22 protein-coding genes are annotated in these 19,699 nt (G+C 63.5%); 17 read left to right on the plus strand and 5 right to left on the minus strand.

Going from position 1 to position 19,699, the window contains the following annotated elements; translation table 11 throughout:
- Window positions 1-7 precede the first annotated feature (7 nt).
- On the minus strand, window positions 8-784 hold the full coding sequence (locus D3242_RS04305; protein WP_064983750.1) for a VOC family protein: 777 nt from the start codon (window positions 782-784) through the stop codon (window positions 8-10).
- Window positions 785-949: 165 nt separating this feature from the next.
- On the opposite strand from D3242_RS04305, the gene D3242_RS04310 reads away from it, so the two are divergent.
- The 7 genes from D3242_RS04310 (at window position 950) to D3242_RS04340 (ending at window position 6,882) form a co-directional block, all read left to right on the plus strand.
- Entirely contained in the window at window positions 950-1,684 is a 735-nt protein-coding gene (locus D3242_RS04310; protein WP_064984295.1) for a gamma-glutamylcyclotransferase, read from the plus strand.
- Window positions 1,685-1,805: 121 nt separating this feature from the next.
- On the plus strand, window positions 1,806-3,161 hold the full coding sequence (locus tag D3242_RS04315) for an NAD(P)-dependent oxidoreductase (protein ID WP_064983751.1): 1,356 nt from the start codon (window positions 1,806-1,808) through the stop codon (window positions 3,159-3,161).
- Between the two features lie 5 nt (window positions 3,162-3,166).
- Window positions 3,167-4,009, plus strand: coding sequence for a class I SAM-dependent methyltransferase (locus D3242_RS04320; protein WP_019859172.1), 843 nt, complete (start codon window positions 3,167-3,169; stop codon window positions 4,007-4,009).
- Window positions 4,010-4,021: 12 nt separating this feature from the next.
- Window positions 4,022-5,335: an NAD-dependent dihydropyrimidine dehydrogenase subunit PreA gene (gene preA, locus D3242_RS04325; protein ID WP_019859171.1), complete on the plus strand. Its 1,314-nt coding sequence runs from the start codon at window positions 4,022-4,024 to the stop codon at window positions 5,333-5,335.
- A 109-nt stretch (window positions 5,336-5,444) separates the two neighbouring features.
- Window positions 5,445-5,969 (plus strand): RrF2 family transcriptional regulator, encoded by a 525-nt coding sequence (locus tag D3242_RS04330; RefSeq protein ID WP_064983753.1) that lies wholly within the window; start codon window positions 5,445-5,447, stop codon window positions 5,967-5,969.
- Window positions 5,970-5,980: 11 nt separating this feature from the next.
- Window positions 5,981-6,439: a carboxymuconolactone decarboxylase family protein gene (locus D3242_RS04335; RefSeq protein ID WP_019859170.1), complete on the plus strand. Its 459-nt coding sequence runs from the start codon at window positions 5,981-5,983 to the stop codon at window positions 6,437-6,439.
- 65 nt (window positions 6,440-6,504) lie between these two features.
- A complete protein-coding gene (locus D3242_RS04340; protein WP_027047033.1) occupies window positions 6,505-6,882 on the plus strand; it encodes a DoxX family protein in 378 nt (125 codons plus the stop codon).
- 9 nt (window positions 6,883-6,891) lie between these two features.
- Here D3242_RS04340 and D3242_RS04345 read toward each other — a convergent pair whose 3' ends face one another.
- Both D3242_RS04345 and D3242_RS04350 read right to left on the minus strand, forming a co-directional pair.
- Complete coding sequence (locus D3242_RS04345) at window positions 6,892-7,614, minus strand: SDR family oxidoreductase (protein ID WP_064983755.1); 723 nt, start codon at window positions 7,612-7,614, stop codon at window positions 6,892-6,894.
- Window positions 7,611-8,450 (minus strand): SDR family oxidoreductase, encoded by an 840-nt coding sequence (locus D3242_RS04350; protein WP_064983756.1) that lies wholly within the window; start codon window positions 8,448-8,450, stop codon window positions 7,611-7,613. Before D3242_RS04350 ends, D3242_RS04345 begins: the two co-directional genes overlap by 4 nt.
- A gap of 104 nt (window positions 8,451-8,554) precedes the next feature.
- Here D3242_RS04350 and D3242_RS04355 point away from each other — a divergent pair, with 104 nt between their 5' ends.
- Complete coding sequence (locus D3242_RS04355; protein WP_064983758.1) at window positions 8,555-9,427, plus strand: helix-turn-helix transcriptional regulator; 873 nt, start codon at window positions 8,555-8,557, stop codon at window positions 9,425-9,427.
- 15 nt (window positions 9,428-9,442) lie between these two features.
- On the opposite strand, the gene D3242_RS04360 is transcribed toward D3242_RS04355, so the two are convergent.
- Entirely contained in the window at window positions 9,443-10,078 is a 636-nt protein-coding gene (locus D3242_RS04360) for a TetR family transcriptional regulator C-terminal domain-containing protein (protein ID WP_019859163.1), read from the minus strand.
- A gap of 242 nt (window positions 10,079-10,320) precedes the next feature.
- On the opposite strand from D3242_RS04360, the gene aptA reads away from it, so the two are divergent.
- The 5 genes from aptA (at window position 10,321) to D3242_RS04385 (ending at window position 15,271) form a co-directional block, all read left to right on the plus strand.
- Window positions 10,321-11,649, plus strand: a complete 1,329-nt coding sequence (gene aptA / locus D3242_RS04365) for an omega-aminotransferase AptA (protein ID WP_064983760.1) — start codon at window positions 10,321-10,323, stop codon at window positions 11,647-11,649.
- A 71-nt stretch (window positions 11,650-11,720) separates the two neighbouring features.
- A complete protein-coding gene (locus D3242_RS04370; RefSeq protein WP_019859161.1) occupies window positions 11,721-12,971 on the plus strand; it encodes a Zn-dependent hydrolase in 1,251 nt (416 codons plus the stop codon).
- A gap of 65 nt (window positions 12,972-13,036) precedes the next feature.
- Complete coding sequence (gene hydA / locus D3242_RS04375; protein ID WP_064983761.1) at window positions 13,037-14,488, plus strand: dihydropyrimidinase; 1,452 nt, start codon at window positions 13,037-13,039, stop codon at window positions 14,486-14,488.
- A 2-nt stretch (window positions 14,489-14,490) separates the two neighbouring features.
- Entirely contained in the window at window positions 14,491-14,862 is a 372-nt protein-coding gene (locus D3242_RS04380; RefSeq protein WP_019859159.1) for a hypothetical protein, read from the plus strand.
- 25 nt (window positions 14,863-14,887) lie between these two features.
- Window positions 14,888-15,271, plus strand: a complete 384-nt coding sequence (locus D3242_RS04385) for a hypothetical protein (protein WP_223217715.1) — start codon at window positions 14,888-14,890, stop codon at window positions 15,269-15,271.
- Between the two features lie 17 nt (window positions 15,272-15,288).
- On the opposite strand, the gene D3242_RS04390 is transcribed toward D3242_RS04385, so the two are convergent.
- Window positions 15,289-15,693 (minus strand): cupin domain-containing protein, encoded by a 405-nt coding sequence (locus D3242_RS04390; RefSeq protein WP_015317160.1) that lies wholly within the window; start codon window positions 15,691-15,693, stop codon window positions 15,289-15,291.
- A 130-nt stretch (window positions 15,694-15,823) separates the two neighbouring features.
- Here D3242_RS04390 and D3242_RS04395 point away from each other — a divergent pair, with 130 nt between their 5' ends.
- Genes D3242_RS04395 through D3242_RS04410 form a run of 4 tightly spaced genes read left to right on the plus strand, consistent with a single transcriptional unit; the run spans window position 15,824 to window position 19,671 of the window.
- Entirely contained in the window at window positions 15,824-16,615 is a 792-nt protein-coding gene (locus D3242_RS04395) for an ABC transporter ATP-binding protein (protein ID WP_019859157.1), read from the plus strand.
- A gap of 13 nt (window positions 16,616-16,628) precedes the next feature.
- A complete protein-coding gene (locus D3242_RS04400) occupies window positions 16,629-17,507 on the plus strand; it encodes an ABC transporter permease (RefSeq protein ID WP_019859155.1) in 879 nt (292 codons plus the stop codon).
- The gene (locus D3242_RS04405) at window positions 17,504-18,658 is read left to right on the plus strand and encodes an ABC transporter permease (protein WP_019859153.1); all 1,155 of its coding nucleotides are present in this window, start codon (window positions 17,504-17,506) and stop codon (window positions 18,656-18,658) included. The genes D3242_RS04400 and D3242_RS04405 overlap by 4 nt, the downstream gene beginning before the upstream one ends.
- Before the next feature lie 41 nt (window positions 18,659-18,699).
- Entirely contained in the window at window positions 18,700-19,671 is a 972-nt protein-coding gene (locus D3242_RS04410) for an ABC transporter substrate-binding protein (RefSeq protein ID WP_019859152.1), read from the plus strand.
- Window positions 19,672-19,699: the final 28 nt, after the last annotated feature.

Here is a 19,699-nt window from a genome sequence, read left to right on the forward strand (position 1 = left end):
GCTGCCGTCAGCGCACCGGCGCCATCAGCGCGAAATGCGCGCCCTGCGGATCCTGGCACTGCACGATCCAGCTGCCGCCGGGCACCTCCATCGGGCCCATCAAGATCTTGCCGCCATTGTCGGTGACGCGTCTTGCGGACGCGTCGATGCCGGTGACGTTGAAATAGAACTGCCAGACCGGGACGAGGATTTGCGCAGGCTTGTTCATGATGCCGCCGCCGGACTCGGGGCCGGCCGTAAACGTCTGGTAGATGCCCGTCGGGCCCATGTCGAAATCACCGGCATTGGTCCAGCCGAACTGGCCGGAATAGAAGTCGAACGCGGCCTTCCAGTCGCTGGTGTAGAGCTCGTGCCAGCCGATATGGCCGGGTGTGCTGGCCGGCACGACGGGCTGGTCGGGGCCGTTGGGCTGCAGGAACATGAAGGTCGCGCCTTGCGGGTCGGCGACCACGGCGAAGCGGCCGACGCCCGGAATGTCGCTGGGTTCGCAGTGAACGCCGCCGCCGGCGGCTTTCAAGGATTTGGTCGAGGCGTCCACGTCGTTGGTATGGATGTAGCCCAGCCAGGCCGGCGGCGCTCCCATCTTCCTGACATCCTCGGGCATCGTCATCAGCCCGCCGACGCCACGCTCGCCGACATTCATGACGATGTAGCGCGGCATGCCGGGCGCTTTGTCGAAGGGCTGCGCCGTCCAGCCGACAACCTTGGTGTAAAAGGCCTCGGCGGCGTCGAGGTCGGAAGTCATCAGCTCGTACCAGAAGAAGGGCATTGGGGATTTCGCCATGGTCGGTCTCCTCACGGTTCAGCATCGATCGTTGTCCGATCCACCGCAGGACGATCCAGGATACGGGATTCCGACAACCGCCCGGACAATAATGCCTGCCCATGACATGCGTTCCCGGTTGCGTGCCCCGCGATTTTCGATTTCTCTACGGCAAAGGGGGTGTTCATGCGCCAGATGTCGCTCACGCCGGAGCTTGTCGCACTGTGCCACAGGGACGAGGCCGATTCTGGCCCAGACTTGAGTTGGACGGAGCTGAAGGACGGGGATTTCCAGACCCTTGCATCGCGGCTGTCCGGCGAAGCGGATGAGGGGCCGCTGTGGGTGTTTGCCTACGGCTCGCTGATCTGGAAGCCGGAATTCGAATCGGTCGAGCAACGGCTCGCCACGGCCTTCGGCTGGCATCGCTCCTTCTGCCTCGACATGGTCCGCTGGCGCGGCAGTGCTGCGCAGCCGGGGCTGATGATGGCGCTCGAACGCGGCGGTCGCTGCAACGGCGTGATCTACCGATTACCGGAGGGTGAAAAGCCGGCTCAGATCGAAAGGCTGCTGCGCCGCGAGATCAGCGACCATGAGAGCGTCAGCTCGGTCAGGTGGCTGCCGGTGCATACGGCGCAAGGCGCGCTGCGGGCACTGGGTTTCTGGGTCGGCGTGAAGGGCAGGGGAACGTCGCTCAGCCAGCCGCTGGACAGAGTGGCGAGCATATTGGCCAGGGCCTGCGGCCATATCGGTTCCGGCGCCGAATATCTCTACAACACGGTCAGCCATCTCGAAGCGTTCGGCATCCATGATCGAAATCTGTGGCGACTGCAGGAACTGGTGGCGGACGAGGTCCGGGCACTCCATGGCCGGCCGGTCGAAGAGGGTAGCGCACCCAGGCAAGAGCAGCCGTCCACTGCATAACATGAGTAAAAAAATCATGTTTTTATCGAGCCTTTTCAGCAGCTTGTGCCAAAAATTGACCAATTGATAAAAAAATAAAACGTGCTAGCCTTCGCCAAAACGAAAACATGGGGAACTGACAATGCCAGAAGGCCAGTTCAAGGAAGGTATCGTCGGCGGCCGGCTTCCAGCCGAGCAGTATGCGGACAATTTTTCCGACCTGCATCCGCCGCTCGATCATCACGAGGCGTTGGTCGAATCCGACCGCTGCTATTTCTGCTACGACGCGCCGTGCATGAACGCGTGTCCGACCTCGATCGACATCCCGCTGTTCATCCGCCAGATCTCGACCGGCAATCCGATCGGATCGGCCAAGACCATCTTCGACCAGAATATTTTGGGCGGCATGTGCGCCCGCGTCTGCCCGACCGAGACGCTTTGCGAAGAGGTCTGCGTGCGCGAGGTGGCGGAAGGCAAGCCGGTGCAGATCGGCCGCCTGCAACGCTACGCCACCGATGTCGCCATGGCCGAGAACAAGCAGTTCTATCCTCGCCCGGAGCCGACCGGAAAGACGGTTGCCGTGGTCGGCGCCGGCCCGGCCGGCCTTGCCGCCGCGCACCGGCTCGCCCGCCATGGCCATGACGTGACCATATTGGAGGCGCGGCCGAAGGCCGGCGGCCTCAACGAATACGGCATCGCCGCCTATAAGAGCGTCGACAATTTCGCCCAGGCCGAGGTCGACTATGTCGCGGCGATCGGCGGCATTGACATCCAGAACGGCAAGGCGCTCGGCCGCGACTACCAACTCTCCGACCTGATCCGCAATTACGACGCGGTGTTCCTCGGCATGGGGCTTGGCGGCGTCAACGCGCTGCGCGCCGATGGCGAGGATGCCGCCGGCGTCACCAATGCGGTAGAGTTTATCGCCGAGCTACGCCAGGCCGGCGATCTCGCCAGCCTGCCTGTCGGCCGCCGCGTCGTCGTCATCGGCGGCGGCATGACGGCGATCGACGCCGCCGTGCAGTCGAAGCTGCTCGGCGCCGAGGAGGTGACGATCTGCTACCGTCGCGGCCAGGAGCATATGAACGCCTCCGGGTTCGAGCAGGACCTGGCCGCCGCCAACGGCGTCACCATACGCCATTGGCTGCAGCCGAAGCGGGTGATCGCTGACGCCGGCCAAGTGTCGGGCATCGAACTCGAATACACGGCATTGAAGGGCGACAAGCTTGCCGGTACCGGCGAGACGCTGACGCTCGTCGCCGACCAGGTGTTCAAGGCGATCGGCCAGAGCTTTGTCCCGGCCGCGCTCAACGGCAGCGAGGCCTCGATCGAGCTCGAAGCCGGGCGTATAAAGGTCGATAGGGAAGGGCGCACCTCGCTGGCGAAAGTCTGGGCCGGCGGCGACTGCATCTTTGGCGGTGACGACCTGACCGTTTCGGCCGTGGCGCAAGGGCGCGATACGGCGGAAAGCATACACAGGAGTCTGACGCAGGGATAAGGATCATGGCCACGGTGGAACCGGGCATCGCCCGTCACTACGACATAGCGGGTCTCGAGCAGCGCATCCTTGCCGCGCTCGCCGATACGGGCGTGGACGTTGCCCATCTGCGTGCCGGCGATCTCGAAGCGGTCGACGAATTCCACATTGGCGGTATCGCCGCCACAAGGGAACTCATCGGGCAGATGGGGCTGAAACCAGGAGCCATGCTGCTCGATATTGGTTCCGGCGTGGGCGGTCCCGCCCGTTTTGCCGCCAACGAGGCCGGCGCCGATGTCACCGGCATCGATCTCACGCAAAGTTATGTCGATATCGCGACCAGCCTGTCGAAGCGCACTGAAATGGCCGACAGGACGCACTTCGTGCAAGGCAGCGCGCTGGACATGCCGTTCGCCGATGCCGGCTTCGACGCGGCCATGATCCTGCATGTCGGCATGAACCTTCCCGACAAGAAAAAGCTGATGGGCGAGGCCGCGCGTGTGCTCAAGCCGGGCGGCGTCTTCGCCGTCTACGACGTGATGCGGCTCAAGGACGGCGCGCTGACCTATCCGCTGCCATGGGCTTCGGACGAGAGCATGTCCTTCGTTGCCACGCCCGACGACTATCGCTCGGCTGCCACGGCTTCCGGCTTCTCCGTCGTCGCCGAGCGGCGGCGCGGTGCTTTCGCCGTCGAATTCTTCGCCGCGACGCGTGCCCGGATGGCCGCCGCGCAAGCGGAAGGCAAGAAGCCGCCGCCCGGCGTCGGCCTCGTCATGGGCGAAGACGCCCATACCAAGATCGCCAATGTCACCGCCGCGCTTGAAGGCGGTATTCTCGCACCCGTTGAACTGCTTCTTCGTCTCGGCTGAAAGGGACCTGTCATGGCAGACCTCCGCAACAATTTCGTCGGCATCAAATCGCCAAATCCGTTCTGGCTGGCCTCGGCGCCGCCGACCGACAAGGCCTACAATGTCATCCGCGCCTTCAAGGCAGGCTGGGGCGGCGTGGTGTGGAAGACGCTGGGCGAGGAAGGCCCGCCGGTCGTCAACGTCAACGGCCCGCGATATGGCGCGATATGGGGCGCCGACCGGCGCCTGCTCGGCCTCAACAACATCGAGCTGATCACTGATCGTGACCTTCAGACCAATCTGCGCGAGATGAAGCAGGTCAAGATGGACTGGCCCGATCGGGCGCTGATCGCTTCGATCATGGTGCCTTGCGAAGAGGCAAGCTGGAAAGCCATCCTGCCGCTGGTCGAGGAGACCGGCGCCGACGGCATCGAGCTCAATTTCGGCTGCCCGCACGGCATGTCGGAACGCGGCATGGGTGCCGCCGTCGGCCAGGTGCCGGAATATATCGAAATGGTGGTGCGCTGGTGCAAGCAGTATACGCGCATGCCCGTCATCACCAAGCTGACGCCCAACATCACCGATATCCGCAAGCCCGCGCGTGCGGCGCATGCCGGCGGCACCGACGCGGTGTCGCTGATCAACACCATCAATTCGATCACCGGTGTCGACCTCGACAGCTTCGCGCCGATGCCGACCATCGACGGCAAAGGCTCGCATGGCGGCTATTGCGGCCCAGCGGTGAAGCCGATCGCCATGAACATGGTGGCCGAAATCGCGCGTGATCCGGAGACACACGGCCTGCCGATCTCGGGCATTGGCGGCATCACCACCTGGCGCGACGCGGCCGAATTCCTGGCGCTCGGCGCAGGCAATGTGCAGGTGTGCACGGCGGCGATGACCTACGGCTTCAAGATCGTGCAGGAGATGATCGCGGGTCTCGAAAACTGGATGGACGAGAAGGGCCACCGCTCGCTCGACGACATTATCGGCCGCGCCACGCCCAACGTCACCGACTGGCAGTATCTCAACCTCAACTATGTCGCCAAGGCGCATATCGACCAGGACGCCTGCATCAAATGCGGCCGCTGCCACATCGCCTGCGAGGACACTTCGCACCAGGCGATCACCAGCATGGTCGATGGCGTGAGGCATTTCGAGGTGATCGAGGCCGAATGCGTCGGCTGCAATCTGTGCGTCAATGTCTGCCCCGTCGAGAACTGCATCACCATGGAGCCGCTGGCCGCCGGCGTCATGGACCAGCGCACCGGCAAGCCGGTGTCGCCGATCTACGCCAACTGGACGACGCATCCGAACAACCCGATGGCCAAGGTGGCCGCGGAGTAGGGGCGGCATTCAACAAAAAAGCGGCGCCTTCGGGCGTCGTTTTTCACTTTCCTATTGCAGATAAGAAATATCCACGATAAAAGATATCCACGAAAGGGAGATCGGCATCATGAAGCTGGGCGAGGGCGTTGAGGCGGCCATCCACTGCACCGCCACGCTGGCGAGCGTCGAGGGCAACAGCACCATGCCGGGCGCTGCTCTCGCTGAGTGTTTCGGCCTGTCGGCGAGCTATCTGCTAAAGCATCTCAACATGCTGACCGCCGCGAGCATCCTGGAATCGGTGCCGGGGCCGGCGGGTGGCTATCGGCTGGCGCGGGCGGCCGAACGCATCACTCTGCTCGATATCGTGCTGGCCATAGAAGGGCGCGAACCGGCATTCCGCTGCGGTGAGATCCGCCGCAACGGTCCGGTCAAGATCGATGCCTCGGCCTATGTCAAACCCTGCGGCATCAATGCCGCGATGCTCAAGGCCGAGCGCGCCTATCGGGCAGCGCTTGCTGAATTGAAGCTGTCCGACATCGTGGCGGATTACGCGGCAGAAGGCGATCCGCGATCCTTTGCCGCCAGCTGCGCTTTCGTGGCGCGCCACCAGCGGCCGCAGAAATCCAGTTCAACCCCTCAAAAGCAGATGTGAAAGGACATTAGATGAAACAGAGGATGCAATTCTTCGCCAAGGCGCCGGAGATCATGAAAGCGGTGTCGGCGCTGAACAAGGCGGTCGACGAATGCGGGCTGGAGGTCAGCCTGTTGCATCTGATCAAGCTCAGGGCCTCGCAGATCAATGGCTGTTCCTTCTGCGTCGAAATGCACAGCCGCGAGGCGCGGCGCGACGGCGAAACCGAGCAGCGGCTCTATCTCGTCGCGGCCTGGAAGGAATCGCCGCTGTTTTCCGAACGCGAGCGCGCCGCTTTCGCCTGGACCGAGGCGGTGACCCTGATCGCCAACAATGGTGTGTCGGATGAGCTCTATGCCCGCACGCTTGAGCATTTCTCGGAAGAGGAGTTGGTCAAGCTGTCGGTGGCGCTCGGCATGATCAACACCTGGAATCGGCTCTGCGTCCCGTTCCAGGCCATTCATCCGATGCCGGCCGCCAAGGCCGCCTAATCTTATCGCTATTGGAGCGCCGTCGAGGAGACGGCGCTCCCCATTGTTTTCAAAGGGAGTGTTTTATGCCTGCCGATTTGCCATCGACCTTGTTGTTTCTGGGCCGCCTGCTGCTTGGCGGCGCCTTCGTCTTCGCCGGCCTGCGCAACATCCAGAACGCGGTCTTCCTGACCGGGCTGATGGCGGCGCGCGGCGTGCCGCAAGCGCGATTGGCGCTGTGGGCCGGCATTGTGCTCCAGATCATCGCCGGTCTCCTGGTGATGGCCGGCCTGTGGACGGCAACCGCCTGCGCGGTGCTGGTGCTGTTCCTGATTGCCGCCACGCCGATGTTCCACAATTTCTGGGACCACCAAGGCCCGGACCGCGCGGCGCGCATCAACGGCTTCGTCGGCAATGTCGCGCTGGGCGGCGGTTTCCTGACGTTGATCGCTCAGTCGCTTTAGGGGCAGGAGTCAGGCCGCGAACCGCAACCCACCATCGCAGGTCAGCACCTGGCCGGTCATGAAGCCGTTGGAGACGAGGAAGGCTATCGCCGAGGCGACATCCTCGGCGCGGCCGATGCGGCCGACCGGCGTCTTGCCGGCATATTCAGCAAAGACCGCCTGCCGCTGGTCGTCGGCCAGAAAATCCCACCACGGCGTGTCGATGACGCCGGGCGCCACGACGTTGACGCGCAAGGGCTTCAGCTCGACCGCCAGGATCGGCGCCACGGTCAAGAGCATGCCGTTTATCGCGCCGATACCCGCGATGCCGGGCATTGTGGCCTGAGCCGACACCGCAGATATGAAGGTCACCGATCCAGATCTGTTAAGCGTCGGCAATGCCGCCTGCAGGCAGGACAGTTGCGGCCGCACCTTCTCTTCGACGCCGCTGCCGATATCGGCAAGGTCAAGCGTCTCGAACGGGCCAAGGCCCTTGCCGCCGCTGGCCGCCAGGACGAGGTGGTCGAACGGGCCGAGGCGCTCGAAGAACTGGTGGACCTCATGCGGTTTCGACGCATCGAACGCAGCCTTGTCGGCGGCGCCGCCGAGGCTCTTCCAGGCGCTGATAAGCTTGTCCTGGTTGCGCCCTGTGATCGTCACCTTCATGCCCGGGCCGAGCAGTTTTCGCGCGGTCGCCAGGCCGATGCCGGACGAGCCGCCGATAATGACTGTGTGTTCCGTTCTGTCGCTCATGAATTCAGGTCCTTCGATTTTGAGGAGGCCGGGCCGATAAGGTCGAGGCTCAGCTTTCGCAATTGTTGCCGTGCCCTGGCGTCGTAAGCCTGGGCATCGGCGCGGGCTTCGCGCAGTCCGTCGAAATAGAGGCCGCTGCGGCCTGCGAGCGCGGGTGAGGCGGCAAGGTTGACGATGGCTTCGGCGCCGGTCTCGACCGAACTCCATGGCGTTACGCCGGCCTGCCTGACCATGGTGGTGTTCATGTAGCTCGCCGGATGCAGCGCGTTGACGGTGACGCCGGTGCCTTTCAGTTGTTCCGCCAGATCGACGGTGAACAGGATTTGCGCCAGCTTGCTCTGGCAATAGGCGCGTACGCCGCTATAGCCGTGGGTGAGCATCACGTCGCCGAAATCGATCGCCTGCTGGCCGGCCGAGGCGACGTTAACGATGCGCGCCGGGGCGCTGGCCTTCAGCAGCGGCAGAAGCTCCGAGGTCAACAGGAAGCCGGCAAGATAGTTGACGGCGAAACGCAATTCGTAGCCATCGGCGCTGACCTGCCGCTTGGCGCCTGCCGTGCCGATGCCGGCATTGTTGATGAGGATATCGAGCCGGTTCGTTCGGGCACGTACCGCCTCGGCGAGGTGGCGAATTTCGGCCAGCGAAGCAAGGTCGGCGGCGAGGAACTCGGCCTTGCCGCCGGCCGATTCGATCTCGGCGACCGTTGCCTTGCCGCGCGCCGCATCGCGGCCATGCACCAGCACCCGGGCGCCGTCGGCACCCAGCCTTTGCGCGACGACGCGGCCGACGCCGTCGGTCGAGCCGGTGATGAGGATTGTCTTGTCTTTCAGGTCCATGTCCAGAGCCTCCTGTCTGCTGCTCTGAAGGCAAGATGGGACGTCTGGCCGATCTCAAACAGTTCAAACTTTATCCTGGTATCAATACTGCTATAGTACGCGTCATGGATGCTCCGTCTCATTCCGCTGAAGACAGCCGCCGGCGCGAGCTTGGGGCTTTCCTGCGCTCGCGCCGCGAAAGGCTGACACCCTCGGCGACCGGCATCTCGACTGGTCTCAGGCGCCGCACGCCAGGCTTGCGCCGCGAAGAGGTGGCGATGATCGCCGGTGTCGGCACCACCTGGTACACTTGGTTGGAACAGGGCAGGGACGTGCGGCCTTCGGTGGAGGTGCTGACGGCGCTTAGCGGTGCGCTGCGCCTCGATGCCGTCGAGAAGCGGCACCTGTTCATCCTTGCCGGGCGTCAGCAGCCGGAGCGCCGCGTCGCCGCGCCGGAGAAGGCCGATGGTCCCTTGCTGCACATGTTGCAAAGCCTTGTCCTGCAACCCGCCTACGTCGTTGGTCGGCGCTGGGACGTACTCGCCTGGAACAGTGCGGCCGTCGCGGTGTTCGGCGACTACGGCCTGCTGGAGGGTGACGCTCGCAACATCGTCCACATGGTGTTCACCAGCCCGCACCACCGCCGTCTGCTGGTCGACTGGGAAGAACTCGCCCGCGTGGTGCTCGCGTCGTTTCGCGCGGAAAGCGCCAAATATGTCGGTGATCCCGATTTCGACCGGCTGATCGCGCTGATGATGCGCTCGAGCCCCGAGTTCCGTGACTGGTGGCCTCTGCGGGACGTGGCGCGAAGACTGACGGGTGTGAAGCATGTGCGGCACCCCATTGCGGGTGCGATGACATTCGAGCACATGAGCCTGTCGATCGACGATGGTTCTGACATGAGGCTGATCGTCTACACGCCGCTCGCCGAGCAGAACTCGATCGTCAAGCTGCAGTCCTTGCTGGACGCGCTCCCCGCCGAGCGGCGTAGCGCCTGAGCCGTCGTGGCGGGGTCAGCCCTTCGGCTTCAGCCCCTCAAGAAACAACTGCTCCAGGAACCTTGCCGCGTCCTCGAAGCGGCCGTCGCCGCCACGGTTCGGCCCGAGCACGGCGCGCACCTGGACGTCGAAATCGGCGTAGTGCTGCGTCGTTGCCCAGATCGAGAAGATCAGGTGCCAGGGATCGGTCTTCGCGATCTTGCCGGCGCGCATCCAACCCTTGATGACGGCGGCTTTCTCATCGACCAGCGTTTTCAACTCGCCCGCCAGCAGCGGCATGATGCGCGGCGCGCCTTGCAGGATTTCGTTGGCGAACAGCCGGCTCTCGCGCGGGAAATCGCGCGCCATTTCGAGCTTGCGCCTTATGTAGCTCCTGAGTTCGGTCATCGGATCGCCGATGTCGTCGAGCTCGCGCAGCGGCGCCAGCCAGGTATCCAGCAGGCGCTGCATCAACGTCTCGTGAATGTCCTCCTTGCGGCGGAAGTAATAGAGCAGGTTGGGCTTCGACATGCCGGCCGCTTCGGCGATCTGGTCGATGGTCGAGCCGCGGAAGCCATGGGTGGAGAACACTTCGAGCGCGGCCTCCAGGATGAGTTCGCGCTTTTCCTGCTGGATGCGCGTGCGGCGAGGGGCTTCCGTGCCGGTGTTCACCGTTGCGAACCCTCATGTTGCCAAATCTCGCATTCAAGGTCATCTGGACCAATTCTCTGGACCAGTTTTTCCCTAGGCTGTGGAACGCACTTCAGGAGCCGCATTTCCGCTAGTAATCCCTTGACCGCCGACAGGGCGGTGCTAACGTTTGTCCAATCGGTCAAAAATTTGCGTAGCATGAAAATGGCGCAAGGACCAAGCGTTGGACGCACCGAAACAGGTTACAAGGGGAAGTCTTGGTCATGTCCAACCGGCTGAAAGTCACGCCGAACGATCTCAGTGCATTCTGGATGCCGTTCACGGCAAACCGGCAGTTCAAGCAGGCGCCACGCATGTTCGTGTCCGCCAAGGACATGCATTACACGACCAGCGATGGCCGCAAGGTGCTCGACGGCACCGCCGGTCTGTGGTGCGTCAATGCTGGCCACTGCCGGCCGAAGATCACCGAGGCGATCCAGCACCAGGCCGCCGAACTCGATTACGCGCCAGCCTTCCAGATGGGTCATCCGATCGTGTTCGAGCTGGCCAACCGCCTGGCCGACATCGCGCCCAAGGGCATGGACCATGTCTTCTTCACCAATTCCGGTTCGGAATCGGTCGAAACGGCGCTGAAGATGGCGATTGCCTATCACCGCATGAAGGGCGAGGGCGCGCGTACCCGTCTCATCGGCCGCGAGCGCGGCTATCACGGCGTCAATTTCGGCGGCATCTCGGTCGGCGGGATCGTCTCCAACCGCAAGATGTTCGGCACGCTGCTCGGCGGCGTCGACCACATGCCGCACACGCATCTGCCGGAAAAGAACGCCTTCTCGAAGGGCGTGCCGGAATATGGCGCGGAGCTCGCCAACGAACTGGAGCGCATCGTTGCCCTGCATGACGCCTCGACCATCGCCGCCGTCATCGTCGAGCCGGTCGCCGGCTCCACCGGCGTCATCCTGCCGCCCAAGGGCTATCTGCAGAAGCTGCGCGAAATCTGCACCAAGCACGGCATCCTTTTGATCTTCGACGAGGTCATCACCGGTTTCGGCCGTCTCGGCGCGCCGTTCGCGGCCGACTATTTCGGCGTCACGCCCGACATCATGACCACCGCCAAGGGCGTCTCCAACGGCGTCATCCCGATGGGCGCGGTGTTCGTGAAGAAGGAAATCCACGACGCCTTCATGACCGGCCCCGAGCACATGATCGAGTTCTTCCACGGCTACACCTATTCGGGCAATCCGATTGCCTGCGCCGCGGCCCTGGGTACGCTCGACACCTACAAGGAAGAGGGCCTGCTCACCCGTGGTGAAGAACTGGCGCCCTATTGGGAAGACGCGCTGCACTCGCTGAAGGGCGAGCCGCATGTCATCGACATCAGGAACATCGGCCTGATCGGCGCGATCGAGCTGGCGCCGATCGCCGGCAGCCCGACCAAGCGTGCCTTCTCGGCCTTCGTCAAGGCGTTCGAGCGCGGCGCGCTGATCCGCACCACCGGCGACATCATCGCGCTGTCGCCGCCGCTGATCATCACCAAGGGCCAGATCAACGAACTGATCGACCATGTGCGTGAAGTGCTGAGGTCGATCGACTAAACTTGCTTTTACCTGGGCGGGTGGCGATGGGAACCGCCACCCGCCCAGATCTTGAAATGGAAGGACTTTGAATGGCCGCACCCGGCGAGAATCTGCGAATCAATTCAGACCGTTTGTGGGATTCGATAATGGAGATGGCGAAGATCGGCCCCGGCATTGCCGGCGGCAACAATCGCCAGACCGTGACCGACGAGGACGGCGAGGGCCGGCATCTGTTCAAGCGCTGGTGCGATGCCGCCGGGCTCGAAATGGGTGTCGACGAGATGGGCACGATGTTTGCCCGCCGCGAAGGCACCGACCCCAGCCTGCCACCGGTTTACGTCGGCAGCCATCTCGATACGCAGCCGACCGGCGGCAAATATGATGGCGTGCTCGGCGTGCTTGGCGGCCTGGAGATCGTGCGCTCGCTCAACGATCTCGGCATCAAGACCAAACATCCGATCGTCGTCACCAACTGGACCAACGAGGAAGGCGCGCGCTTCGCACCGGCGATGATGGCGTCGGGCGTGTTCGCCGGTGTGCTCGACCAGGCCGACGTCTATGGGCACACGGACAAGAACGGCAAGAAATTCGGCGAGGAGCTGGAGCGCATCGGCTGGAAGGGCACCGAGAAGGTCGGCGATCGCAAGATCCACGCCTTCTTCGAACTGCATATCGAGCAGGGGCCGATCCTCGAGGACGAGGACATCGACATCGGCGTCGTCACCCATGGCCAGGGCCTGAAATGGCTGCAGGTGACGCTGACCGGCAAGGAAGCCCATACCGGCTCGACGCCGATGCCCAAGCGCCGCAATGCCGGGCTCGGCATGGCCCGCGTGATCGAGCTGGTGCACGAGATCGCCATGGACTACCAGCCCGACGCCGTCGGGGCGGTTGGCCATATGGAAGCCTATCCCAATTCGCGCAACATCATCGCCGGCCGCACCGTCTTCACCATAGACATCCGCTCGCCCGAGAAGGAAGTGCTCGACGCCATGGATGCGCGCGTCCGCGAAGGCATCGACACGATCTGCGAGGCGCTCGACATCCAGTACAAGGTTGAGCAAGTCGGCCATTTCGATCCCGTCACCTTTGATGCCGGCTGCGTCAAGGCCATCCGCGACGCCGCCGACCGGCTTGGCTATACGCACCGCAACATCGTCTCGGGCGCCGGCCACGACGCCTGCTGGATCAACCGCGTCGCGCCGACCGCAATGGTTATGTGTCCTTGTGTCGATGGGTTGAGCCACAACGAAGCCGAGGAGATCACCAAGGAATGGGCAGGCGCCGGCGCCGACGTGCTGTTCCACGCGGTGGTGGAGACCGCCGTCATCGTGGAGTGAACTTAGCCATCTAGATTCCAAACGACGCTCGCAAAGAAGCGCGAAGAGAACAAGGGAACAAGACAATGACCAAAGTCATCAAGAACGGCACCGTCGTCACCGCCGACCGCAGCTGGAAGGCCGACGTGCTGTTCAGCCACGGCAAGATCGTCGCCATCGGTTCGGACCTGCATGGCGACCATGAGTATGACGCCACCGGTTGCTATGTCATGCCGGGCGGCATCGACCCGCACACGCATCTCGAAATGCCGTTCATGGGCACCTATTCGGCCGACGATTTCGAATCCGGCACGCGGGCCGCCCTTGCCGGCGGCACGACGATGGTGGTCGATTTCTGCCTGCCGGCGCCGCAGCAGTCGCTGCTGGAGGCCCTGCAGATGTGGGACAACAAGACCTCCAAGGCTGCCTGCGACTATTCCTTCCACATGGCCATCACCTGGTGGGGCAAGCAGGTGTTCGACGAGATGGCGACCGTCGTCGACAAAGGCATCACCTCGTTCAAGCACTTCATGGCCTACAAGGGCGCGCTGATGGTGGATGACGACGAGATGTATGCGTCGTTCCAGCGCTGCGCCGACCTTGGCGCGCTGCCGCTGGTGCATGCCGAGAATGGCGACGTGGTCGCGGCCCTGTCGCAGAAGCTGCTGGCCGCGGGCAACAACGGTCCGGAAGGTCACGCCTATTCGCGACCGCCCGAAGTGGAGGGCGAGGCGACCAATCGCGCCATCATGATTGCTGACATGGCCGGCGTGCCGCTCTATGTCGTGCATGTCTCCTGCGAGCAGGCGCATGAGGCCATTCGGCGGGCGCGGCAGAAAGGCATGCGGGTGTTCGGCGAACCGCTGGTCCAGCATCTGACGCTGGACGAGACGGAGTATTTCAACAAGGACTGGGACCATGCGGCGCGCCGCGTGATGAGCCCGCCCTTCCGCAGCAAATTGCACCAGGATTCGCTGTGGGCCGGCCTGCAGGCTGGGTCGCTGCAGGTGGTGGCGACCGACCACTGCGCCTTCACCACCAAGCAGAAGCGCTTCGGCGTCGGCGATTTCACCAAGATCCCCAACGGCACAGGCGGCCTCGAGGACCGTCTGCCCGTGCTGTGGACCAAGGGCGTCAACACCGGGCGGCTGACGATGAACGAGTTCGTCGCGGTGACCTCGACCAACATCGCCAAGATCCTCAACATGTATCCGAAGAAGGGCGCTATCGTCGAAGGCGCCGACGCCGACATCATCGTCTGGGATCCGAAGCGCAAGAAAACCATCACCTCGAAGAACCAGCAGTCGGTGATCGACTACAACGTCTTCGAAGGCGTCGAGGTGACCGGCCTGCCGCGCTTCGTGTTCTCGCGCGGCGAATTGTCGATTGAGGAGGCCGAGGTGAAGGCAAAGCTCGGCCACGGCCAATTCGTCGGCCGCGAGCCGAACGCCGCGGTCAACCGGGCGCTGTCGACGTGGAAAGAGATCACCGCGCCGCGCAAGGTGGAGCGCACAGGCATCCCGGCGACGGGAGTTTAGGCTTGGCGCGTTCGGCCGCGCTCATCTCGATGGTCTTGGCGGCAGTTGCCGGTGGCCCGGCGACCGCGGCTGGCGTGCTGGCAGGCTCCTGGGGCAATGATGTCGGCTGTGCCGGCATCAAGGCCGGTTATCAGAACAGTGATGCCTACATCCTGCTGACTGCGGAAGGCATCGAGACCTATGGCAGCGGTTGCCGGTTCGAGCAGCAATTGACCCCAATGCCGGGTCCGCAATCGCTGCGCGCTACCTGTTCCGCCGAAGGCGAGGCGGGAACGACTAGCGAAACAGTTGTGGTCACCAACAAGGGTGCGGATGGTTTCTTCGTCACCATTCCCGGCCTTGAGGAACTGGGGCCGCTGCAATCATGTTCGTGATGTTGTGAGCATTGGGAGTTGGGGGATGAGCATGCGCGGTTTCGGTTTGTCTGTTGCGATGACGCTTGTGCTGGCGGCGGGACAGGCTTCCGCGGCAAGCATTGATCTGTCGAAACCCTATGGCGACAAATATGGCTGCATCAACCGCAACGGCCAGGAAGTCGCCGCCGATCAGATGCTGCTTTTGACCGACAAGGAATTGATTACCGCCGCCAGCGCCTGCACGTTCACGAAGACGCAAGCGCAGGCTGACGGATCGCTGGTGGTCACGGCGACATGTGAGGCGGAAGGCGAAGAGGGACAGGCGCCGACCAATTTCACCATCAAGCGCAGTGCCAAGAACGGCAAGAAGCTGACGATCGCCGATGCGGACGGCAATGTGATGGGGGAAGTCTCGCGGTGCAAATGACGGCGATCCCGTCGACCTCAGGCGACCAGCGCATCCAGTTCCGGCAGCAGGACGACGCTCTCCTGTTCGTTGGGGTCGGTGCGCGCAATGACGGCGGAGGACGGAGCGTTGCTCAGATTGGCCGGCAGATGCGGCACGCCGGCCGGAATGTAGAAGAGGTCGCCGGCCTTGACGACGATGTGGTGCTCGAGCCGGTCGCCATACCAGGTATGGACCTCGCCGGAGAGCACGTAGATCGCCGTTTCATGGTTCTCGTGCAGATGCGCCTTGGCGCGGGCGCCGGGCGGCATGGTGAGTACGTGCATGCAGATGCCGGAGGAGCCGACCGACTCCGTGGCGATGCCGGCGAAATAGGTCAATCCCTGCTTGCCTTCATAAGTGCTTTCAGGGCGGATAAGATGACAAGTGGGTTTGGGCGACATCGGGGAACTCCGGGCGTCGATTTGCGTGGAACAGGGCAAATGGGACAGGGCGAGTGGAAAACAACATCGCGATAAAAGCAATCGGATTCCGGCCGGCGCCCCTTTGGCGGGAACAGGCAGGCAGCGGCCGATGACAGGGATTTCGCCAGCCGTCGTCGCGGCAAGCAAGCTTGGCCTCACCTTCCAGACCAATGACGGCCCCGTCCAGGCGCTGTCCAATGTCGACCTGACGATCGGCAAGGGGGAGTTCGTCTCCTTCATCGGGCCGTCCGGCTGCGGCAAGACCACGCTGCTGCGCGTCATCGCCGATCTGGAGAAGCCGACCTCGGGCACGATCTCGGTCAACGGCATGACCGCGGAGCAGGCACGCGAGAAACGCGCCTATGGCTATGTCTTCCAGGCCGCCGCGCTGTTTCCGTGGCGCACCATCGAGCGCAATGTCGCCCTGCCGCTGGAGATCATGGGCCTGTCGAAGGCCGAGCAGGTGGAGCGCATCAAGCGCACGCTCGATCTCGTCAACCTCTCGGGCTTCGAGAAGAAGTACCCCTGGCAGCTTTCCGGCGGCATGCAGCAGCGCGCCTCGATCGCGCGAGCGCTGGCCTTCGATGCCGATCTGCTGTTGATGGACGAACCGTTCGGCGCGCTGGACGAGATCGTTCGCGACCACCTCAACGAGCAATTGCTGCAGCTGTGGGCACGCACCAACAAGACCATCTGCTTCGTCACCCACTCGATTCCGGAAGCCGTGTATCTGTCGACGCGCATCGTCGTCATGTCGCCGCGACCTGGCCGCGTCAGCGACATCATCCAATCGACGCTGCCGAAAGAGCGGCCGCTCGATATCCGCGAGACGCCCGAGTTCCTGGCGATCGCCGCGCGCGTGCGCGATGGTTTGAGGGCAGGGCACAGCTATGATGATTGAGGCGAAGCGCTAGATGGATAGCTTCCGCGACAAGCTCGTCCCCGTGACCTCGATCCTCGCCGGCGTGGTCGTGCTCTGGTACGTCTTCGCCGTCATCCTCAACGCGCCGTTCCAGCGCGATCTCGACACCCGGGCCAACGAAACGCCCGGCACCGTCGAATTCATCGGCAAGACACTGGCGCAGCCGAAGCCGACGCTGCCGGCGCCGCATCAGGTGGCGGTGAACTTCTTCGAGAACACATTTCTGCGGCCCATCACCTCTAGCCGCAGCCTCGTCTACAATGCCTGGGTGACGCTGTCGTCGACGCTGCTCGGCTTTGCCTTCGGCACGGCGCTCGGCATCATCATCGCCGTCGGCATCGTGCATGTGGCGACGCTCGACCGCAGCCTGATGCCGTGGATCATCGCCTCGCAGACGATTCCGATCCTGGCGGTGGCGCCGATGATCATTGTGGTGTTGGCGGCGATCGGCGTCACCGGGCTGATCCCGAAGGCGATGATCTCGACCTATCTGTCGTTCTTCCCGGTGACGGTTGGCATGGTGAAGGGGCTGCGCTCGCCGGAAATCATGCATCTCGACCTGATGCACACCTACAATGCCAGCCCCTCGCAGACCTTCTGGAAGCTGCGCGTGCCGGCCTCGGTACCGTTCCTGTTCACCTCTATGAAGGTGGCGGTGGCCGCGAGCCTGGTCGGTGCTATCGTCGGCGAACTGCCGACCGGTGCGGTCGCCGGCATCGGTGCCAAGCTGCTTGCCGGTGCCTATTACAGCCAGTCCATCGACATCTGGTCGGCTCTGGTCGCGGGTTCCATCGTGGCGGCACTGCTGGTCATGGTGGTCGGCATGGCCGGGCGCATCGTCGATCGCGCCATGGGCGGGAGGCCGGCATGAACTGGCTGAAACCCTCCTGGCAAGCCGTGCTGGCGATCGTGCTGTGCGTGATCGCAATCGCGCTCGGCGCGATGTCAAAGCCGGAAGCGGCAGCGCTCGCGGACCCGACCGCCAGCATCAACTATCCCTATCTCGGAACCAAGGGCTTGATGCTCGGCCTGGTGATCGTGGCGGCGCTGGTCTCGATGGTCAGGATTCCATCGGTTGCGGAGGCCGGCGTGCTGTTTGTCTGCGCCCATCTCGTTGCCTGGCTGCTGATCTCGGGCATTGCGGGGTTCGAAGGCACGGCATTGGCGCCGTACTTCCTGCTGCTCACGGCCGCCTGGCTGCTTGGCTGGCGCTGCGTGGCGGTGCTGTCGGGGCTTCGCCCGATGGCGGGCTCGGCCCGCAACGCGCTGCGCCTGATCATCCCCGCCATCTTCGGAGCCTGGATCCTGATCATCTGGGAAGCGGTGACGCGCGGCGCCGGCATTCCCTTCATCCTGTTGCCGCCGCCAAGCGCCATCGGCGCGCGCATTGCCGGTTCGCTGCCGGTGCTCGGCGCCGATGTGCGGCAGACCATCTTCAAGGCGGTGATCTTCGGCTATGTCGTCGGCAGCGGCGCCGGCTTCATCACCGCCATCCTCGCCGACCGCGTGCCTTTCCTGCGGCGTGGGCTTTTGCCGATCGGCAACATGGTCTCGGCGCTGCCGATCATCGGCGTGGCGCCCATCATGGTCATGTGGTTCGGCTTCGACTGGCAGTCCAAGGCGGCGGTCGTCATCATCATGACGTTCTTCCCGATGCTGGTGAACACGGTCGCCGGGCTCGCCGCATCAGGCCATATGGAGCGCGACCTGATGCGCACCTATGCATCGGGCTACTGGCCGACGCTGATCAAGCTCAGGCTGCCGGCCGCCGCCCCCTTCATCTTCAACGCGCTGAAGATCAACTCGACGCTGGCGCTGATCGGCGCCATCGTCGCCGAGTTCTTCGGCACGCCCGTCGTCGGCATGGGCTTCCGCATCTCGACCGAGGTCGGGCGGATGAACATCGACATGGTCTGGGCCGAAATCGCAGTTGCAGCACTTGCGGGTTCGGTCTTTTATGGCGTGGTCGCTCTTGTCGAAAGAGCCGTCACGTTTTGGCATCCCTCTGTCCGTGGTGGATAGGGGCGGTGGGTTTAAGGGTGCTAACTTCAGAGGGTAAAAACATGAAAAGACTTGTCATTCCAGTTCTGGCCGGCGCGATGTCGCTCGCCGCCTTCCAGGCAATGGCCGCCGACAAGGTGACGTTGCAGCTGAAATGGGTCACGCAGGCCCAGTTTGCCGGCTACTATGTCGCCAAGGCCAAGGGTTTCTATGAAGCAGAAGGCCTCGACGTCGACATCAAGCCCGGCGGTCCCGACATCGCCCCCGAGCAGGTGATCGCCGGTGGCGGCGCCGATGTCATCGTCGACTGGATGGGCGGCGCGCTCGCCGCGCGCGAAAAGGGCGTGCCGCTGGTCAACATCGCCCAGCCGTTCAAGAAGGCCGGCATGGAACTGGTCTGCCCGAAGGACGGCCCGATCAAGACCGAAGCCGATTTCAAGGGGCATACGCTGGGCGTCTGGTTCTTCGGCAACGAATATCCGTTCTACGCCTGGATGAACAAGCTTGGCCTCAAGACCGATGGCGGCAAGGACGGTGTCACCGTGCTCAAGCAGAGCTTTGACGTGCAGCCGCTGATCCAGAAGCAGGCCGATTGCATCTCGGTCATGACCTACAACGAGTACTGGCAGCTGATCGACGCCGGCTACAAGCCGGAACAGCTCACCGTGTTCAACTACTCGGCGATGGGCAACGACCTGCTCGAGGACGGGCTCTATGCGTCGGAAGACAAGCTCAAGGATCCGGCCTTCGCCGACAAGATGGTGCGTTTCGTGCGCGCCTCGATGAAGGGCTGGAAATACGCCGTCGACAACAATGACGAAGCGGCAGGCATCGTCATGGATGGCGGCGGCCAGGACGAGAACCACCAGAAACGCATGATGAGCGAAGTCGCCAAGCTGATCGACAATGCCGACGGCAAGCTCGATCCGGCGACCTATGAGCGCACCGCCAAGGCGCTGCTCGACCAGAAGATCATCACCAAGGAGCCGAAAGGCGCCTACACCACCGCGATCACCGACAAGGCGATCAAGTAACCCTACCGGAGCGTGATCCCGAAAAGAT

This window comes from Mesorhizobium jarvisii, assembly GCF_003601985.1.
In the GTDB taxonomy this organism is placed as follows: domain Bacteria; phylum Pseudomonadota; class Alphaproteobacteria; order Rhizobiales; family Rhizobiaceae; genus Mesorhizobium; species Mesorhizobium jarvisii.

Excerpts from the sequence above, each read along its gene's own strand:
- D3242_RS04310 (WP_064984295.1), top strand. The coding sequence starts at position 950 with ATGCGCCAGATGTCGCTCACGCCGGAGCTTGTCGCACTGTGCCACAGG.
- D3242_RS04390 (WP_015317160.1), bottom strand. The coding sequence starts at position 15,693 with ATGTCGCCCAAACCCACTTGTCATCTTATCCGCCCTGAAAGCACTTAT.
- D3242_RS04400 (WP_019859155.1), top strand. The coding sequence starts at position 16,629 with ATGGATAGCTTCCGCGACAAGCTCGTCCCCGTGACCTCGATCCTCGCC.
- D3242_RS04350 (WP_064983756.1), bottom strand. The coding sequence starts at position 8,450 with ATGGACCTGAAAGACAAGACAATCCTCATCACCGGCTCGACCGACGGC.
- D3242_RS04320 (WP_019859172.1), top strand. The coding sequence starts at position 3,167 with ATGGCCACGGTGGAACCGGGCATCGCCCGTCACTACGACATAGCGGGT.
- D3242_RS04305 (WP_064983750.1), bottom strand. The coding sequence starts at position 784 with ATGGCGAAATCCCCAATGCCCTTCTTCTGGTACGAGCTGATGACTTCC.
- D3242_RS04385 (WP_223217715.1), top strand. The coding sequence starts at position 14,888 with ATGAGCATGCGCGGTTTCGGTTTGTCTGTTGCGATGACGCTTGTGCTG.
- hydA (WP_064983761.1), top strand. The coding sequence starts at position 13,037 with ATGACCAAAGTCATCAAGAACGGCACCGTCGTCACCGCCGACCGCAGC.
- D3242_RS04405 (WP_019859153.1), top strand. The coding sequence starts at position 17,504 with ATGAACTGGCTGAAACCCTCCTGGCAAGCCGTGCTGGCGATCGTGCTG.
- D3242_RS04395 (WP_019859157.1), top strand. The coding sequence starts at position 15,824 with ATGACAGGGATTTCGCCAGCCGTCGTCGCGGCAAGCAAGCTTGGCCTC.
- D3242_RS04335 (WP_019859170.1), top strand. The coding sequence starts at position 5,981 with ATGAAACAGAGGATGCAATTCTTCGCCAAGGCGCCGGAGATCATGAAA.
- D3242_RS04410 (WP_019859152.1), top strand. The coding sequence starts at position 18,700 with ATGAAAAGACTTGTCATTCCAGTTCTGGCCGGCGCGATGTCGCTCGCC.
- D3242_RS04345 (WP_064983755.1), bottom strand. The coding sequence starts at position 7,614 with ATGAGCGACAGAACGGAACACACAGTCATTATCGGCGGCTCGTCCGGC.
- preA (WP_019859171.1), top strand. The coding sequence starts at position 4,022 with ATGGCAGACCTCCGCAACAATTTCGTCGGCATCAAATCGCCAAATCCG.
- aptA (WP_064983760.1), top strand. The coding sequence starts at position 10,321 with ATGTCCAACCGGCTGAAAGTCACGCCGAACGATCTCAGTGCATTCTGG.
- D3242_RS04355 (WP_064983758.1), top strand. The coding sequence starts at position 8,555 with ATGGATGCTCCGTCTCATTCCGCTGAAGACAGCCGCCGGCGCGAGCTT.
- D3242_RS04330 (WP_064983753.1), top strand. The coding sequence starts at position 5,445 with ATGAAGCTGGGCGAGGGCGTTGAGGCGGCCATCCACTGCACCGCCACG.
- D3242_RS04315 (WP_064983751.1), top strand. The coding sequence starts at position 1,806 with ATGCCAGAAGGCCAGTTCAAGGAAGGTATCGTCGGCGGCCGGCTTCCA.
- D3242_RS04370 (WP_019859161.1), top strand. The coding sequence starts at position 11,721 with ATGGCCGCACCCGGCGAGAATCTGCGAATCAATTCAGACCGTTTGTGG.
- D3242_RS04340 (WP_027047033.1), top strand. The coding sequence starts at position 6,505 with ATGCCTGCCGATTTGCCATCGACCTTGTTGTTTCTGGGCCGCCTGCTG.